Annotated in this window: 12 protein-coding genes; 11 read left to right on the top strand and 1 reads right to left on the bottom strand. The window is 36.3% G+C overall.

Translation table 11 applies throughout. The features are described 5' to 3' along the window. Positions 1 to 160 precede the first annotated feature (160 nt). The 10 genes from argG to argH all read left to right on the top strand — a co-directional run bounded on the left by argG (position 161) and on the right by argH (position 10,986). Positions 161 to 1,348, top strand: a complete 1,188-nt coding sequence (gene argG, locus PXD56_RS12090; protein WP_276493605.1) for an argininosuccinate synthase — start codon at positions 161 to 163, stop codon at positions 1,346 to 1,348. A gap of 127 nt (positions 1,349 to 1,475) precedes the next feature. Next, a complete protein-coding gene (gene argC, locus PXD56_RS12085; RefSeq protein WP_276493604.1) occupies positions 1,476 to 2,450 on the top strand; it encodes an N-acetyl-gamma-glutamyl-phosphate reductase in 975 nt (324 codons plus the stop codon). A gap of 199 nt (positions 2,451 to 2,649) precedes the next feature. Further along, the gene (proC, locus tag PXD56_RS12080; RefSeq protein WP_276493603.1) at positions 2,650 to 3,444 is read left to right on the top strand and encodes a pyrroline-5-carboxylate reductase; all 795 of its coding nucleotides are present in this window, start codon (positions 2,650 to 2,652) and stop codon (positions 3,442 to 3,444) included. 48 nt (positions 3,445 to 3,492) lie between these two features. Continuing rightward, positions 3,493 to 4,617 (top strand): aspartate aminotransferase family protein, encoded by a 1,125-nt coding sequence (locus PXD56_RS12075; RefSeq protein ID WP_276493602.1) that lies wholly within the window; start codon positions 3,493 to 3,495, stop codon positions 4,615 to 4,617. After that, on the top strand, positions 4,614 to 5,810 hold the full coding sequence (locus PXD56_RS12070; RefSeq protein ID WP_276493601.1) for a glutamate-5-semialdehyde dehydrogenase: 1,197 nt from the start codon (positions 4,614 to 4,616) through the stop codon (positions 5,808 to 5,810). Before PXD56_RS12075 ends, PXD56_RS12070 begins: the two co-directional genes overlap by 4 nt. Positions 5,811 to 5,921: 111 nt before the next feature. Further along, positions 5,922 to 6,689 (top strand): glutamate 5-kinase, encoded by a 768-nt coding sequence (gene proB / locus PXD56_RS12065; protein ID WP_276493600.1) that lies wholly within the window; start codon positions 5,922 to 5,924, stop codon positions 6,687 to 6,689. Further along, entirely contained in the window at positions 6,686 to 7,627 is a 942-nt protein-coding gene (locus PXD56_RS12060; RefSeq protein WP_276493599.1) for a Rossmann-fold NAD(P)-binding domain-containing protein, read from the top strand. Before proB ends, PXD56_RS12060 begins: the two co-directional genes overlap by 4 nt. A gap of 161 nt (positions 7,628 to 7,788) precedes the next feature. Continuing rightward, positions 7,789 to 8,568, top strand: a complete 780-nt coding sequence (gene argB / locus PXD56_RS12055; RefSeq protein WP_276493598.1) for an acetylglutamate kinase — start codon at positions 7,789 to 7,791, stop codon at positions 8,566 to 8,568. Position 8,569: 1 nt separating this feature from the next. After that, positions 8,570 to 9,643, top strand: a complete 1,074-nt coding sequence (locus tag PXD56_RS12050; protein ID WP_276493597.1) for a M20 family metallo-hydrolase — start codon at positions 8,570 to 8,572, stop codon at positions 9,641 to 9,643. Between the two features lie 62 nt (positions 9,644 to 9,705). Next, complete coding sequence (gene argH, locus PXD56_RS12045) at positions 9,706 to 10,986, top strand: argininosuccinate lyase (protein ID WP_276493596.1); 1,281 nt, start codon at positions 9,706 to 9,708, stop codon at positions 10,984 to 10,986. Here argH and PXD56_RS12040 read toward each other — a convergent pair. Further along, positions 10,979 to 11,860 (bottom strand): YihY/virulence factor BrkB family protein, encoded by an 882-nt coding sequence (locus tag PXD56_RS12040; protein ID WP_276493595.1) that lies wholly within the window; start codon positions 11,858 to 11,860, stop codon positions 10,979 to 10,981. The two genes, argH and PXD56_RS12040, sit on opposite strands and share 8 nt — an antisense overlap. A 235-nt stretch (positions 11,861 to 12,095) precedes the next feature. Between PXD56_RS12040 and PXD56_RS12035 the strand changes: the two genes are divergently transcribed. Next, positions 12,096 to 19,670 carry a BspA family leucine-rich repeat surface protein gene (locus PXD56_RS12035; protein ID WP_276493594.1) on the top strand — a complete coding sequence of 2,525 codons (7,575 nt, stop codon included), beginning with the start codon at positions 12,096 to 12,098 and terminating at the stop codon, positions 19,668 to 19,670. Positions 19,671 to 19,672 lie beyond the last annotated feature (2 nt).

Raw genomic sequence — 19,672 nt, 5'->3', positions numbered from 1 at the left:
ATAGAAAATTAAAAAATATGAGCTGAATGCTGAAGGTTTATCAACCTTTTTCCTAACATCTCTTCTCTAACTTCTATTATCTTTTTTCTAGCTGCTCTTTTCTAACCCTATCAAACCAAAATAATAATTACCCGGTTTTACCGGAATTGAACATATTATAATGAAAAAATTAGTACTAGCTTACAGCGGCGGATTAGATACATCTTATTGCGCTAAACATTTATCAAAAGACAAAGGATTTGAAGTTCATGCCGTAAGCGTTAACACAGGCGGATTTTCATCTGATGAAATAAAGGAAATCGAGAAAAAAGCAATTGAACTAGGTGCATCCTCTTACACCTCAATTGATGCCGTACAGACTTTTTATGACAAAGTGGTGAAGTACCTTATTTTTGGTAATGTATTAAAAAACAACACCTACCCTCTTTCTGTTAGTGCAGAGCGTATTGTTCAGGCAATTGAAATTGTAAACTATGCTAAAAAAGTAGGTGCCGGTTATATTGCACATGGTAGTACAGGTGCAGGTAACGATCAAGTTCGTTTCGATATGATTTTCCAAATCATAGCTCCAGAAATTGAAATCATCACTCCTATTAGAGATAACAAATTAGCTAGAGAGGAAGAAATTGCTTATTTGAAAGATAACGGAGTAGATTACCCATGGGAAAAGGCAAAATACTCTATCAACAGAGGACTTTGGGGAACATCTGTAGGTGGTGAAGAAACCTTAACTTCTGAAAAAGCGTTACCCGATACTGCTTACCCAAGCCAATTACAAGAGAAGAACCCTACAGATGTAAAACTAACTTTCAAAAAAGGAGAGTTAGTAGCTATTGATGGTGAAGAAGATACCCCAGTTGCAAATATTGAAAAACTAGAAGCATTAGCTTCAAAGTACGCTATTGGTAGAGATATCCACGTTGGCGACACCATTATAGGTACCAAAGGTAGAGTTGGTTTTGAGGCTCCTGCTTCATTAATTATAATAAAAGCACATCACTTGCTAGAGAAGCATACGCTTACTAAATGGCAGCAATATCAAAAAGAACAACAAGGTAATTTTTACGGTATGCTATTGCATGAAGGTAATTACCTAGATGCCGTAATGAGAAACATTGAAACCTTTTTGACCGATACCCAAAAAACAGTTTCTGGTGATGTCTTTGTTGGCCTGTACCCTTTTCAATTTAGATTACACGGTATTTCTTCTGAGCATGATTTAATGACCGATGCTTTTGGTAAATATGGCGAAGTAAATAAAGGCTGGACCGCAGATGATGCTAAAGGATTTATTAAAATTCTATCGAATTCAGGAAAAATATATAACCATGTTAATGGGGATAAATAGTTATTAGGAGTTAGGAAAAATAGTATTAAGTAATGAGTACAAAGTATTAAGTAAAAAATTAAAAGTGTTGTTCATGTACTTCGTACTTAATACTTATTACTAGATACTCTTTACACAAAATAAAATTATGATTAAAGCAGGTATTATTGGCGGTTCAGGGTATACGGGCGGAGAGCTTGTTCGTATTCTATTAAATCATCCGGCAACAGAAATAGATTTTGTATTCAGTACTACTAGGGCTGGAAAAAAGGTAACTACTGCGCATCCGGATTTATTAGGGACTACAGACCTGAAATTTACGGGAGATGTCAACCTTAACGTAAATGTTGTTTTTCTATGTTTAGGGCATGGGAACTCTACCGCATTTTTAAAGGAACATGATTTTTCTTCAGATACTGTAATCATTGATTTAAGCAATGACTTTAGATTACACGCCGATGCTAATTTTGACGGAAAGCAATTTGTTTATGGCTTGCCAGAATTATTTAAATCTGATATTGAAAGCGCAAAATATATAGCAAATCCTGGTTGTTTTGCCACGGCAATTCAATTAGCATTGTTACCATTGGCAAAAGAGAATCTCTTAGAAAATGAAGTTCATATTAATGCCGTAACCGGCAGTACCGGTGCAGGTGTTAGTCCGTCTGCAACTTCTCATTTTTCATGGAGAAATAATAATGTAAGCTGGTACAAACCATTTACACATCAGCATTTAGGTGAAATCAATGAAAGCCTTCATTCTTTCCAAGAAGATACAGGCAATCTATTTTTTATGCCAAACAGGGGTAATTTCACACGTGGCATATTAGCCACATCATACACCAAATTCGAAGGTAGTTTAGCCGAAGCCAATAAAATATATAAAGATTTCTATAAGGATGCAGTATTTACCCAAATAACTGATGAACCTATTAACCTAAAGCAAGTGGTTAACACCAATCAATGCCACATACATTTACATAAACATGAAGATGTATTGCTCATCACTTCTGCCATTGACAATTTACTAAAAGGGGCATCTGGACAAGCGGTACAGAATATGAATTTAATATTCGGACTAGAAGAAAACCTAGGATTAAATTTGAAAGCGGGAGTTTTTTAACTTCGGCTAAGCTCAGTTACCAATAAACGATATTGACAAAGCTAAAATTTTAAGTAATGGTTGATGGAAATCATAAATCCATTTTAAAAGAAAATAAATATTAATAGGGTCTAATCATAAGAAGTGAACATAAAGTATGAATTAAGTATTTACGCTTTACTTAATACTTCTTACTTAGTACTCTTTATATAATACAAACATGAAAATAGCCATTATAGGTGCAGGTAATTTAGGACTTTCAATTGCAAACGGAATTCTTAAAAGTAATGGTGCCACCAGCATGTACCTTACCAAAAGAGACACAAAGTCTATCGCGGATTTTGAAAAAATTGAAAATGTTACCGTAACCAACGATAACCGTTTGGCGGTACAAAACTCAGATATCCTAATTTTTGCGGTACAACCTGTACATTTCAGCGCCATATTAGAAAGTATTAAAGATTTATTGAACGAAAATCATGTCGTGATATCTACCATTACTGGTTTTGGCATAGCGAAAATAGAAGATGTTATAGGTAAGGATAATTACATTGTTAGAAGTATGCCCAATACTGCGATTTCAGTAGGTAAATCCATGACGTGTATTTGCAGTAATGAAAAAGGAAAAAAACGAATAGACCTCACCAAGGCTATTTTTAATAGAATGGGGCATTCTATGGAAATTCCGGAAAGTCAAATGCAAGCGGCAACGGTTATCTGTGCCAGTGGTGTTGCTTTTTGGATGCGTTTAATACGTGCTACTACACAAGGTGCCATACAACTTGGTTTTGATGCTAAAGAAGCACAAGAATTGGCTATGCACACGTGTAACGGAGCAGCAAGTTTACTTATTGATTCTGGCAACCACCCAGAAGAAGAAATTGATCGTGTTACCACGCCAATGGGTTGTACCATAACAGGATTGAACGAAATGGAACACCAAGGGCTTAGCTCTTCATTAATACAAGGTATTATCGCCTCTTACGACAAGATTACCGAATTTAAAACCAAATAAAAAGCCTAGGGTCAAGCCCTAAAGTCATTGAATTGAATCAATTTTACTATGAAATTATTTGACGTTTACCCACTGTATAATGTTACTCCCGTTTCTGCAAAAGGAATTGTTGTTACCGATGATAAAGGACAAGATTATTTAGACTTTTACGGCGGGCATGCCGTAATTTCTATTGGTCATACCCACCCACATTATGTGGAGCGTCTAAAAAATCAATTGGACAAAATAGGGTTTTATAGCAATGCGGTTCAAAATCCGCTTCAAGTAGAACTTGCCGAAAAATTAGGTTCAGTTTCTGGTTGCGAAGATTACAATCTATTTTTATGTAATTCTGGTGCAGAAGCAAATGAGAACGCACTGAAAATGGCATCTTTTGTTACCAAAAAATCTAAAGTTATTGCCTTCAATAACGGATTTCATGGACGTACTTCTGCAGCAGTAGCAGCTACTGACAATCCGTCTATAAATGCCGAATTAAACCAACAGCATGAAGTTGTATTTCTTGACCTGAACGACATAAAAGGTTTTGAAAGAGAGATTTCAAAAAATGTTTGTGCGGTAATTGTTGAAGCTATTCAAGGCGTTGGCGGGCTAGACGAACCTACTACCGATTTTTTACAGAAAGTAGCAGCACTGTGTAAAGAAAACGATGCTTTATTAATTGCAGATGAAGTACAATGCGGATTTGGTAGAAGTGGTAAGTTTTTTGGATTTCAACATCATAACATTCAACCAGACATCATCAGTATTGCAAAGGGTATGGGTAACGGTTTTCCTGTTGGTGGGGTGCTTATACATGAAAGCATTAAGGCTAAATATGGCATGTTGGGCACCACTTTTGGTGGAAACCATTTAGCATGTGTAGCCACTTTAGCTGTACTTGAAGTTATTGAAAACGAAAACTTGATAACCAACGCGCAAGAACTGGGAGTATACTTTAATGAAAAAGCAAAGGAAATTCCGCAGGTAAAACGCGTAAAAGGAAGAGGGTTAATGTTGGGGCTGGAGTTCGATTTTCAAGTTGCCGATTTGCGTAAAAAATTAATTCACGAACAACACTTGTTTACTGGCGGAGCAAAAGATAAAACGGTACTTAGAATTTTACCGGCTTTGAATATTACAAAACAAGATTTAGACGTGTTCTTCACAGCTCTTAAGACTGTATTATCATGAAAACAACACTCAGTTTAGAAAAAAGAAATGCCGTACTAAAACGTATGGCAGAATTGGTACAACAAGAAGAATCTATTTTAATGTCTGCCAATGAGAAAGATTTAAATTCTTTTGAATCAGGCGACATTGCCATGATCGATCGCTTAAAAGTGAATAAGGACAAGGTTGCTGAAATGGTATCTTCTTTAAAAAAATTAGCTACTCTCCCCGACCCTTTACATGTAGAACGTTTTCAATTTACACATGACAATGGTTTAGAGATCAGCAATAAAACGGCTCCTTTTGGTACTATCATGATTATTTATGAATCTAGACCAGATGTAACTATTGAAGCAGCCGGAATCGCATTTAAATCTGGAAACAAAATTTTACTAAAAGGTGGTAAAGAATCACTGAACTCTAACTTAGTCTTGGTCAACCTTTGGCATAAAGCATTAGAATCTTGTGACTGTGCCGCAGATTGGGTAACCTACCTCAACTATTCTAGAGTAGAAACACAGGAGTTTTTAGAACATCCGACACAAAAACTCGATTTAATAGTACCTCGTGGTGGCGAAAAACTAATTGCTTTTGTAAAGCAGCACGCTAAATGCCCTGTAATTGTTAGTGGTCGTGGAAACAACTTTGTATATGTTTCGCAAGAAGCAGACTTACAATTGGCATTAGATGTTATCGTAAATGCAAAGACAACTAAAATATCAGCTTGTAATGCGGTGGACAAAGTACTTATATCAAGAGATTTGCCCCGTAAGGCTGAATTTTTAAGTCATTTGATTCAAACATTGAAAAAATATAAGGTAGAAATCTTAACCGATAGCAAACTAGCCGGTATGGACGATACTTCTGAAATGGAGAACGAATCTGTTTGGTATGAAGAATTTCTAGATTATAAGGTAGTATTAGGGCAAGTACCTAATGTAGAAGAAGCGGTAGAACTCATAAACACCTATGGAGGCGGTCATTCTGCAGCTATCATCACTACAAATGAAGAGGAAGCGGACATTTTTATGCAATCTGTAGATACTGCTGCCGTGTATCATAATGCATCAACTCGCTTTACTGACGGTGGACAATTTGGACTTGGTGGTGAACTTGCTATTAGTACAGACAAATTACACCAACGTGGTCCTATAGGCTTACAACATTTGGTTACCAACAAATGGTATGTAAAAGGGAATGGACAAGTTAGATAGGTAATCAATTGTTGGTAAAACAAATGATAAGAGTGTACTGTTAAGCGCAGCCATAACCTAAAAAAGGAGTTAGGTAAACATAAAAATTAGCCTGACAAAATTAGAACTAGAATGTTGAAAAAGAGAATTTTATTGAAATTAGGTTCCAATACCTTAACGAAAGACACTGACCATATTTCTCGTGGTAAAATTGAGGATATTGGTAGGCAAATAGCTGCTTTAAAAGAGGAGTACGAATTTATTATCGTGAGTTCTGGGGCTATCGCCGCAGCCAAACAATTCGTAAAAATTGAACATAATGGCGAAGAAATCAATGTAAAACAGGCATTGGCTTCAATTGGTCAGCCACATCTAATGCGTATTTTTCAAGAGAATTTCAGAGAACTAGGCCTATTTACGTCTCAGTGTTTATTATCCTATTCAGATTTTGAAAAAGAGAAGACCAGAGCCAATATTAAAAACACCATCAATGTTCTTGTTGCCAATAACTTTATTCCTATAATCAATGAAAACGATACCGTAGCTACCGATGAAATTAAGTTTGGAGACAACGATAAGCTGGCAAGTTTAACGGCATCGCTTTTATCTGCAGACATCTTAATTATAGCTACTAATACTAACGGAATTTATACCAAATCATCATTAGCCACTACTACTCCGAAGACAATTGAATCGGCATCTGAGATAAGTGAATTATTAAAAGAAATTGGTGCATCTAAATCTACCCATGGTACTGGCGGAATGCAATCTAAAATAGATGCAGCTACCATTGCCCAAAAAGCAGGTATTGAAACTTGGATCACCAACGGCTTACACGATAATTTTATTACCGACGCCATTAACAATAAAAGCACATTTACAAAAATTACAGCATCATGAATTACCTTTCTATAAATGATATCGACTCTTTATCCACTTGGGTAAAAGAAGCCATATCGCTCAAAAAACAACCTAAAAAATACAAAGCTCTTGGTAGCGATAAAACTATCGGACTTCTATTTTTTAACAACTCGCTTCGTACACGTTTAAGCACTCAAAAAGCAGCTATGAACTTAGGTATGGAAGTCATTGTCATGAATTTTGGTAGTGAAGGTTGGGCTTTAGAATATGCTGATGGTACAATTATGGACCAAGGTACTTCTGAACATATAAAAGAAGCTGCACAGGTAATCTCTCAATATTGCGACATCATTGCTATTCGTGCTTTTGCAGGATTAAAAGACAAAGCATTAGATGAAGCCGAAGAAGTTCTCACTGGTTTTAAAACATACGCATCTGTACCTATCGTAAATATGGAAAGTTCCGTTGGGCATCCACTACAGGCATTGACCGATGCCATTACCCTTGAAGAACAAAATTTTAAGAACAACCCAAAGGTCGTTTTATCTTGGGCACCACACCCTAGGGCTTTACCGCATGCAGTTGCCAATTCTTTTGTACAAATGATGCAGAAGCAAAATGCCGAATTTGTAATTACACACCCAAAAGGATATGAACTAGACCCAAACATTACCAAAGATTGCACTATTGAACACGACCAAGAAAAGGCTTTGGAAAATGCTGATTTTGTCTACGTAAAAAATTGGAGTAGCTATACCGACTACGGACAAATAAAATCTCAGGATACAAACTGGCAAATGACCCTTAAAAAATTGGGTAAAGCAAAATTTATGCATTGCCTTCCTGTGCGTAGAAATGTAGTTGTGGCAGATGAAGTTTTAGATAGCGAACAGTCTTTAGTTATTGAACAAGCGAACAACAGAACTTATGCAGCACAATTAGTATTAAAGAAAATATTAGAAAGCAATGAAAATTAATAAGTGGATCTATATTGGCATCGCTTTATTTGCCCTAATCTTATTCATAGTTAATATGGCAGATATTGACCACGGCACTGCGCATTGGAAAACCTATATGGGTCCCGTCAGCAACATTATTTTAATTATTGCTATGGTTCTCATGTTTAAATTTGCCGACTATGAAAAGTAAATTAAGTGTTGTAAAAATTGGCGGTAATGTCATTGAAGATAAAAATGCTTTAGATACATTCTTAACTGCTTTTTCTAAAATTGAAGGTCTTAAGATATTAGTTCACGGTGGCGGAAAACTAGCAACACAATTAGCGACAAAACTAGGTATTGAATCTAAAATGATAGATGGCAGACGTATTACCGATGCTGAAACTGTAGATATCATTACCATGGTTTATGGCGGTTTGGCAAACAAGAAAATTGTTGCGCAACTACAAGCCAAAAAGACCAATGCTATTGGTTTAAGTGGTGCAGACGGTGATAGTATACAAGCACATAAACGCCCCGTTGAAGAAATTGATTACGGCTTTGTTGGTGATATTGATGGTGTAAATTCAGACTTACTAACCAAACTGTTGTCTGCTGAATTAACACCTATATTCTGTGCCTTATCACATGATGGAGCTGGGCAATTATTGAATACGAATGCTGATACCATTGCTTCTGAAATTGCAATAGGTATGGCAGCAACCTTCGAAACCACTTTATATTATTGTTTTGAAAAGAAAGGTGTTTTATTAGATATTAATGACGAAAATAGTGTTGTAAAAAACATCAATACAGAAACGTATAAAGAGCTTTTATCTGATGGAATAATTGCTGACGGAATGCTACCAAAGCTTCATAATTGCTTTCATGCATTAAACAATAGCGTAGCAAAAGTATGCCTAGGCGATGTAACCATGCTCGATACAAAAACAGAACTGTTCACTACAATACAACTTTAAGATGAACCAAACAGAACTTACAGAAAGCGCCATATCTTTATTGAAAGAACTTATTTCTATAGAATCTTTTTCTAAACAAGAAGATAAAACAGCCGATGCTATACAAGCCTGGCTAGCAAAGTATGATATACCAAACGAAAGGGACGGCAACAGTATTATTGCGAAGAACAAATTTTGGGACGATAGTAAACCAACTTTGTTACTAAATTCACATCACGATACCGTAAAACCGAATAGTGCTTATACAAAAGACCCTTTTTTGCCCCACATTGAAGATGGCAAGTTATTCGGATTAGGAAGTAATGACGCCGGCGGACCGTTAGTATCACTTCTAGCAACCTTTGTTCACTATTATAATGCTGAAGATTTAAATCATAACATTCTTATGGTGGCATCAGCTGAAGAAGAAAATGCCGGTGAAAATAGTTTACGAGGCTTATTACCAAGACTTCCGCATATAGATGTTGCTATTGTTGGCGAACCTACGCTAATGTTACTTGCTATTGCCGAAAAAGGATTGGTCGTTTTTGATGCTGTGGTAAAAGGTACTCCCTCACACGCGGCACATCCTAACGATGATAATTCCATTTACAATTCTATCAAAGTATTAGAATGGTTCAAGAACTATAAATTTGAGAAAACTTCTGAAGCATTAGGTGATGTAAAAATGACCGTTACACAAATTAATGCTGGCAAACAGCATAATGTAGTACCTGCCCAAGTAGATTTAGTAATAGATGTTCGTGTAAATGACGCTTATAGTAATAAAGAAGTTGCAGATTTACTGAAGAAGGACGCTCCATGCGAATTAAAGGAACGATCTTTGCGCTTAAATTCATCTAAAATAGATAAAGACCACCCATTAGTGAAATCAGGTATTGCATTAGGCAGAACTACATATGGCTCACCAACATTGTCTGATCAAGCGGCATTAAGTTGTCAATCGTTAAAACTAGGACCAGGAGACAGTACACGCTCCCACTCTGCAAACGAATTTATCTATGTACATGAAATAGAAGAAGGTATAGATTTGTATATTAAAATATTAAAAGGCTTCCTTTCAATCAACAATTAACAATAACCAATTACCAATAAGCATTGTTCATTGCTTTATTGATAATTGATAACTGACAACATATGAAACTCTGGGATAAAGGATTTAGCACCGATAAAAAGATTGACCACTTTACGGTTGGAAATGATAGAGAATTAGACCTCCACTTAGCTAAGTATGATGTAATAGCTTCTAAAGCTCACGCTAAAATGCTTGGAAAAATAGGACTGATTTCTCCTAAAGAGACTGTTGAGCTTGTAAATGAGTTAGACCATATTGCAGCAAGAATTGAGAAGGGAACTTTTACCATCGAAAATTCTTTTGAAGACATGCATTCTAAAATTGAATATTTGCTAACCCTAAGCTTAGGTGATACTGGTAAAAAAATACACACAGCGCGTTCTAGAAATGATCAAGTTCTTGTGGCAATGCACTTATATTTAAAAGATGAATTGACAGAGATAAAGTCAATGACAAAATCGCTTTTCAATTTATTATTGGTTAAAGCACAAGAACATAAAGATGTTATGTTACCGGGGTATACGCATTTACAAATTGCCATGCCTTCCTCATTCGGACTCTGGTTTTCTGCCTATGCAGAGAGTCTAATAGATGACCTTTATTTTATCGAAGCAGCCTATAAAGTTGCAGATCAAAATCCGTTAGGTAGTGCTGCCGGCTATGGTAGTTCGTTTGACATTGACCGTAGTTTCACTACCGAAGAAATGGGTTTTGAAACTATGAAATACAATGTAGTTGCAGCACAAATGAGTAGAGGAAAGGCTGAAAAGGCAACCGCTTTTGGCATAGCTAATATTGCAGCTACCTTATCTAAAATGGCAATGGACATCTGTTTGTACATGAGTCAGAATTTTGATTTTATCTCATTCCCAGATGAGTTAACAACAGGTTCTAGCATTATGCCACACAAGAAAAACCCAGATGTTTTTGAACTTGTTCGTGGTAAGTGCAACAAGCTACAATCCATTCCAAATCAATTAACCTTGGTAATTAATAATTTACCAAGTGGATACCATAGAGATTTGCAACTGGTGAAAGAAATTATTGTACCTGCTATACAAGACATGAAAGCTTGTTTAGAAATTTTGACCTTTAGCTTAAAGGAAATTAAGGTGAACGATAGTATTCTAGACGACCCAAAATATGACTACCTGTTTAGTGTAGATACCTTAAATGAATTGGTACAAAATGGAATGCCTTTTAGAGATGCCTATAAGAAAATGGGTATGGAAATTAATGAAGGTACTTTTACACCTAAAAGAGATATACACCATACTCATGAAGGTAGTCTAGGTAATTTATGCCTGAAAGAAATTCATGATAAAATGAAAAAGATTAATTAACCTTTACATATTTATCTGAATAAATCTTGGTAAACTGCGCTCCAAAGGTGACTATTAAACTAGAATAAGATACCCAAAGCATCACCAAAATAATACTCCCGGCTGCGCCATAGGTAGAGCCGGGTTCAGCTTTTCCAAAATAGAAAGCCAATGCATATTTACCTATTAAAAATAAAAGTGCAGTAAGTGCAGCTCCCACTTTTACGGCTTTCCACCGTACATAGGTACTGGGTAAATATTTAAACATAGCCCCAAATAACAAGTAAATAAATCCTAGCGATATCAGTAGGTCTAATCCAAAACCAATTTCCAAAACACCGTCTGGCAACAGTTTTGAAAGTTGTTTTGAAAATGCGGATAAAAAAGAGGTTACCACAAAACTTATAAGTAGCAGAAATCCAAAAATTAGAATAAAACCGAAGCCTTTTAATCGCATAAAAAGGGTGGATAATATTTCATTAGTGTATTTAGGTTCGGCTTTCCATATATCGTTCAAAGCATTCTGTAACTGATAAAAAACACCCGTTGCACCATATATCAAAACCCCAACACCTAAAACTGTAGCTATCATAGAGGTATTATCATTACCTCTATACATTATCATTTCTCTAATAGATTCAGCAGTATCTGAACCCATAGCCGATGAAATTTCAGAAAACAACTCACCTTCTACTATATCCTTTCCCCAAATACTACCTACTACTTCAAGAATCATAATCAACAAACCTGGGAGAGAAAGAATTGCATAATAAGCAATTACCGCGCTAATTTGAAAAGGCTCTTTTACCATCCAAGAATTAAAAGTTTTTACCAATAATTTAGGGAGGTGGGTTAGTTTAAATTTAATGTAATCTGTTTCTTTTTTGGTAGACATTTAAAATCTTTCTTTGCTCACTTTAAAATTAACACAGACAAAATCATAACTGTTGTTCTAAAAAAATAAATACTATCTCTTACGAGTAAGTCATTATTTGTAAAAAATTAATATTCATGCATTTTATCAGAAAAAGAGGGCTTTACACCGATAAAACGTCAATTCACAACAAATAATTTTAGCACTTAATTTTCATAGGCATATTTGGATTAAACCTTCGATCAAACCACCTAGCATGCCAACTTTTAAAAAAAGTATCACCCTCTTTCTTTTATTTTTAAGTGTTAATCTTTTTTCTCAATCATTTAATTCTGTTTGGAATACCAACAATACAGAATCTGGCTCCTCTACTTCCACACAAATTACCATACCAACCAACCCATCTTATACAACCTATAATTATGACGTAGATTGGGGAGATGGAGCAACGGATACTGGCGTGACGGGTAATATTACCCATGACTATGCTACACCAGGCACATATACCGTTCAAATAAGCGGTACATTTCCTTCTATTTATTTTAACGATGAAGAAGTAAATGACAAACTAAAGATTATAGAAATACTAGCATGGGGAGACATTGAATGGCAAACCATGGAAAATGCTTTTTATGGTTGTGAAAACTTGAATTTTGATTTAATTGACGTTCCAGACCTTGCTCAAGTGACTTCTTTAAAACAGATGTTTAGAGGTTGTACTTCATTTAATGGAATTGTAAATGATTGGGATACCAGCACTATTAATGATATTTCTGGTTTATTTCATGAAGCAGAAACATTCAATAGACCTTTGGCAAATTGGAACACCAGGGAAGTAACGGATATGTCTTATACCTTCTACGAAGCCGAACTATTTAATGAACCATTGGATAGTTGGAACACAGCTGCGGTGACGACAATGTCTAATATGTTTTATCATGCCGAAGACTTTAATCAAAACATCAACAATTGGAATGTTAGCAATGTAACGGACATGTCCAATTTGTTTTATTATGCCAGAGAATTTAATCAGCCATTAAACTTATGGGATGTTAGTAATGTTACCACAATGGCAAGCATGTTTTACCTAACACCCTTCAACCAACCAATAAATAATTGGAATATTAGCAATGTGACGGATATTTCTGGAATGTTCCAAAATAGTTCGTTCAACCAGCCCTTAAATTTATGGGATGTTAGTAATGTAACCACCTTAGCCAGTACGTTTGCCCAAAACAATAGTTTTAATCAACCTTTAAATGATTGGGACGTTAGCAATGTAACCAACATGAACCGGACATTTGGTAGTGCCGGTAGCTTAAAAGATTTTAACCAACCTTTAGATCAATGGGATGTTAGTAATGTAACCACCATGTCGGGTATGTTTGAAAGCTCTTCTTTTAATCAACCACTAAATGGTTGGGATGTTAGTAACGTAACCAATATGAGCAATATGTTTGCCGGTTGGGCATCTACATATGTAACTGCTTATAACCAACCACTAGACCTTTGGGACGTAAGCAGTGTTACCAACATGAGTAATATGTTTCATGATTCACGTTTTAACCAAAATATTGAAGGCTGGGACGTTTCTAATGTTACGAATATGAGTAGTATGTTCGATAACGCAACGCAATTTAATCAGCCACTTAACAATTGGTCAATTACTTCGCTTACCAATTTAGATAATACTTTTGCAAATACCCCCCTGTTTAATCAATCTTTAGATAATTGGAATACTGCAGCAGTAACTAGTATGAGAAGTACTTTTGCCAATGCAAGTGCTTTTGATCAAGATTTATCTCCATGGGATATTACATCTGTTAGGTATATGTCATCTATGTTATCCAACGCTGGATTATCAGAAGAAAATTATGATGCTACTTTAATAGGTTGGTCCACACAAGAAGTAGAAGATGATGTTGAACTAGGAGCTACTGGCTTAAAATATTGTGATGGTAGACTTGCAAGACAAGAACTTATTGACACCCATAATTGGAATATTACGGGAGACATCGTTAACTGTTCAAATGTGTTCTGCACAACAATTACAAACCCGGCCGAAGGAGATACAAATGTTCCTGCAAATTCTAATATACATTGGGCTGCCGCACCAAATGCAACAGGTTACTATATTGACTTAGAAGTTGAAAGAGGTGGAGTACGTAGTTTTGTAAATATCAATGGAAGCCCTGCAAATAATTATGATGTTGGTAACGTACAAATTTTAACCTTTACCAACGAATTTACTCCAGGCGATACTATTTTTATTACCGTTACACCTTATAATGGTGAGGGTCCGGCAGTTGGCTGTGAAGAATTTAGCTTTACCGTAGTACCTTCATGGGTCAATAGTCCAGCGGCCTATAAATTTACGATTGACACTAGGCTTGGATCTGCTTACGGTACTGATCAGTTTGATTTTAGAATTCAAAGAAACTCTAGTTACAGCTACAATTATTCCGTTGATTGGGGGGATAGCGAATACAACAATAATGTTACGGGTAATCTTACGCACATATACAATACTCCTGGAATCTATACGATAGCTATTATTGGCGATTTTCCCGCTCCTTATAACTATTACGGAGATGCCGATGAAGTCATATCTATTGACCAGTGGGGAACACATGAGTATCAATCCATGCAAAGAGCTTGCTTTGGATGTGAAAACATGGAGTATAATGCTACAGATATCCCTGACCTTACCCATGTAACCGATATGTCCGAAATGTTTGAAAATGCCAAATTATTCAATGGTAATTTAAATAGTTGGGATGTTAGTAATGTAACGAACATGGATTCTACCTTTAAAGGAACCCATGTTTTTAATGAACCTTTAAACACCTGGGATGTAAGCAATGTTACTGACATGACCAGTATGTTCTATAGCGCTAGAGAATTTGATCAACCCCTAAATTCATGGAATACGGGTAATGTCACCAATATGGGTTCAATGTTCTATGATGCAAAAGTATTTAATCAACCGATAGATTGGGACGTCTCTAAGGTTACCTCTATGTATAGAATGTTTGGATCTACGGAGCTATTTAACCAAAACATAAATGATTGGGACACCTCTTCAGTTACCAATATGAGCTCTATGTTCAGAAGCGCTGAATCATTTGATAGACCTTTAAATGATTGGAACGTATCATCGGTTACTACTATGAATTATATGTTTAGTAATGCCGAAGTATTTAATCAACCTCTAAACAATTGGAATGTAAACTCGGTAACCAATATGGGTTCTATGTTCTACAATGCTCAAAAGTTTAACCAAAACATAGATAGTTGGTCCGTAACAAATGTAACAGACATGTCTTCCATGTTTAATTCAGCTCTAAGCTTTAACCAGCCATTAAATAGCTGGGACGTAAACTCTGTAGTAAACATGTCCGAAATGTTCAATGGCGCAGAAGTTTTTGATCAACCTCTAATAGATTGGGATGTAAGTGCCGTGGCCAACATGTCATCTATGTTTAAAAATGCCCTATTGTTTGATCAGCCACTAAATAATTGGAACGTATCATCGGTTACGCTAATGCCGTCCATGTTCGAAAGCGCTGAAACTTTCAACCAACCGTTAAACAACTGGAACACAGCTGTGGTAACCAACTTTGCTGCTATGTTTAAAAACGCATTGGCTTTTAATGAACCACTTACCAATTGGAATACAGGCGAAGCTTTAACTATGCAAGAAATGTTTAGTGGTGCAACCGCCTTTAATCAAAACATTGATGCGTGGAACGTTTCATTTGTAACCACAATGGAAGCTATGTTCAACGAAGCTACCAGTTACAACCAAAGTATGAACTCTTGGAACGTAGCCTCTGTAACTACCATGGAAGATATGTTTAAAGGCGCCATTGCGTTTAATGAAGCTATTGGAGATTGGAATGTAAGAGGTGTCACTACTATGGAAGAAATGTTCAGCGACGCAACTGTTTTCAACCAAAATATAAACAATTGGCGTATAACAGGTGTAAGCAATTTGGATTATATGTTTAAAAATGCATCTGCATATAACCAAGTTATGGATTCATGGAATCCAGGTAATGTAAGCATGCGTGCTATGTTCGACAATGCCACTTCATTAGACCAAAGCCTTGCCGAATGGGATGTAAGCGGTGTTACTAATATGAGTGATATGTTAGATCATACCGCTTTGGTAAGAGAAAATTACGATGCGACCCTTATTGCTTGGTCTGAACAAACATTAAACAGTGGTATTACCCTAGGAGCAGAAGGTCTGCCCTATTGTGATGCGCAAGAAGAAAGACAGTCTATGATAGATAATTTTGGTTGGACATTCAGCCAAGATGTTCGAGATTGTCCTATTCCTGAATGTACACAATTAGCTTCACCCTTAAATGGAGCAACAGATGTGCCCATTAACACAAACCTTACTTGGGATGCCGCTCAATTTGCTCAAGGCTATTACTTAACTGTAGGAACAACTGCTGGCGGAAACGATATTGTAAATAATGAAACTATAATCAACGAGACTTCATACGAATTTGCTTCAGATTTTAATACTGGCGACACTGTTTATGTAACCATTGTACCTTTTAACGATGAAGGTAACTCTGGTGTTTGCAACGAAGAGAGTTTCACCCTGTCAAACACACTACCTACCATACCAGAATGCACCTCTTTGGTAACACCTGTCAATAACGATAGTGATGTGCCAGTAACAACAGATTTAACCTGGAATGCAATATCTAATGCTGACGGTTATAGATTAACGATAGGAACATCTGCAGGAGCCAATGATATTTTAGATAATTTTGATGTAGAGAATGTTACTACACATGATCTAGTAACAGACCTACCTGAAGATAGTGATATTTTCATCACTATTATACCGTATAATGAACAAGGACCTGCTGATAGTTGTACCGAAGAATTTTTTCATACAGAAACAATACCGGTTGCACCTACATGTACTAATTTAATTAGTCCTGCACATCAAGAAACAGATGTGGCTATTGATACAAATTTAAGTTGGACGGAAGTTCCCGAAGCAACTGGTTATCTTGTTATTGTTGGTCTAACCGAAGGTGGTAACGAAATAGTAAATAATGTTGATGTAAGTAATGTTACAACATATGATATTCCTGACGATTTACTTGAAAGTAGAACTTATTATGTAACTATTATACCCTATAACGATGTTGATGATGCGGCAGGCTGTATCGAAGAAAGCTTTACTACTGGCGATTCTACAAGTCCGCCATCATGTCCAATTTTAAATTCACCCGCAAATGGTGCCACACAAGTTCCTTTAGATACCAATTTAAGCTGGAATGGTTCAGGTTCAGCAGACGGCTATAGATTAACGGTTGGTACAACATCTGGTGGTTCAGACATATTTACAGGTGATCTTGGCAATGAAACTACATACGATTTTGTAAGCGACCTACCTGAAAATGAAACTATTCACGTTTCTATTATCGCCTACAACATTAATGGTCCTTCTTCAGGTTGTACAGAGTACACTTTTGAAACAGCGGGTCCACCAGAATGTACAACACTAATAAGTCCTACAAATAACGATACAAATGTTGCTATAGATACTTCTATAGCGTGGAATGCAGTTACAGATGCCAATGGTTATAGAATAACCGTTATTGGCAGCAACAGTACTGCAAATAACATGACCGATTTTGAAATAACATCGGATACAACGTTCGATTTTCCAAATGATTTCATACAAGGTGAAACAGTTACGGTTACTATTAAACCATACAATGATAATGGAGAAGCCATTGGCTGTACTTCTGAAAGTTTTACCATAATACCACCACCATTACCATCATGCACAAGTTTAATATCACCATTAAATAATGCTGTTAATGTTGATAATGATACAGATCTTAGTTGGAATGCCGTAACCGATGCAACTGGCTACAAATTAACTGTCATAGCAAGTGAAAGCACAGACAACAACTTAAACGAAGTAGATGTCATCGCGAATTCTTATGATTTCACCAATGATTTCATACAAGGCGAAACGGTAACGGTTACCATTAAACCTTTTAACAACTCAGGTGAAGCTATAGATTGTACTTCAGAATCATTTACCATTAAACCGGTACCTTCTTGTACTAGTTTGAGCATGCCATTAAATGGAGCTACAGCAGTTGACATAGGCACTTCAATTTCTTGGAATGCCGTAACCGATGCACTCGGCTATTTCGTAACCGTGAATGCGAGCAATAGCACTGCCAATAACTTTATCGACCGAAAAACAACAACGACTGCGATAGATTTTGATTCAGATTTTACGCAAGGAGAAACAGTTTCAGTTACTATAACTCCATATAATGAATCTGGTAATGCTATCGGTTGTAATACAGAAACGTTTACTATTGAAGCAATTCCTCAATGCACCACTTTAATTTCTCCCGCCAACGGCGACGTAGATGTTGCCATCAACACTAATTTAGAATGGGCACCAGTACCTGAGGCTGTTGGTTATGTATTATCCGTAAATGCAGATAACAGTATAGCAAACAATGTATTAGAATTAGATATCACTGCTGGAAACACCCATGATTTTACCAACGATTTTGAGCAAGGAGAAACAGTTGCGGTCACTATTGTTCCTTATAATGCCGCTGGTGAAGCTATTGGATGTTCTACAGAGAGTTTCACTATTAAATCGGTTCCTAACTGTACTACTCTAATTTCTCCAATAAATGGTGATGTTGTTCCCGAATTGAACGAAATTACATGGAACGCTGTTACAGATGCAAATGGTTACAGACTAACCATTACATCAAGCAATAGTATTGAGAATAATATTACTAATCTGGAAATTTTAGATACTACTTACACATTCCCCTATGAGTTTAATATTGGAGAAACTGTAACGATTACTATTGTCCCTTTCAACGAAATTGGTGATGCCATTGGCTGTACTTCTGAGAACATTACCATAAGACCAATACCAGTCTGTACAACTCTAATACCTTCGTTACAAAATGGCAATGATATTTCTGTTTCTACCGATATTGAATGGAACGCTGCAAACGAAGCTGATGGTTATTACATTTCAATAGGTACCACGGAAGACGGTACCGATATTGTCAACAATGAAGATGTTGCATCTTTGACCAGTTATACTTTAAGTCAAGATTTACCTTCCGAAACTCTTATATATGTATATATAACCCCTTACAACTCTTCCGGTATAGCAGAAGGGTGTATTTCTGAAAATTTCACCACTGAAATTATAGCACCTGATTGCGCCGTATTAATGAGTCCCGCTAACGGTGAAACTGATGTATCATTAGAAAGTACTATTTCATGGGATGAAGTTGAACATACAGATGGTTATTACATTTCCATAGGAACTTCCGCAGAGGAAAATGACATATTAGATACTATTGATATGGGTAATACTACAAGCTATACTCATGGAGAAGAACTTCCTTTTGATTCTGAAATCTATATCACCATAACACCCTACAACAGTGTAGGTGAAGCTATTGGTTGCGAGTTACAATCGTTTACAACTATGATTCCCGAAGACGAAACCAAATACGGTTTCTCACCAGATGGCGACGGAATTAATGAATATTGGCATATTGAAAACATAGATTACTACCCTGAAAATGTGGTCAGTATTTATAACCGATGGGGAGCAATGGTCTTTCAAATTGAAAACTACGATAATGTATCTAACGTATTTTCAGGTACTGCAAATGTGCAGACCAAATTAGGAGCTGACCAACTACCAACGGGAACCTACTTCTTCAACATTCAAATTGAAGGAGAAACTATTTTAAGAAAAACACAAGGTTATCTTGTATTAAAGCGATAATA

The organism is Maribacter zhoushanensis (genome assembly GCF_029350975.1).
GTDB lineage: Bacteria > Bacteroidota > Bacteroidia > Flavobacteriales > Flavobacteriaceae > Maribacter > Maribacter zhoushanensis.
This window is presented reverse-complemented; position numbering and strand designations above follow the sequence as displayed.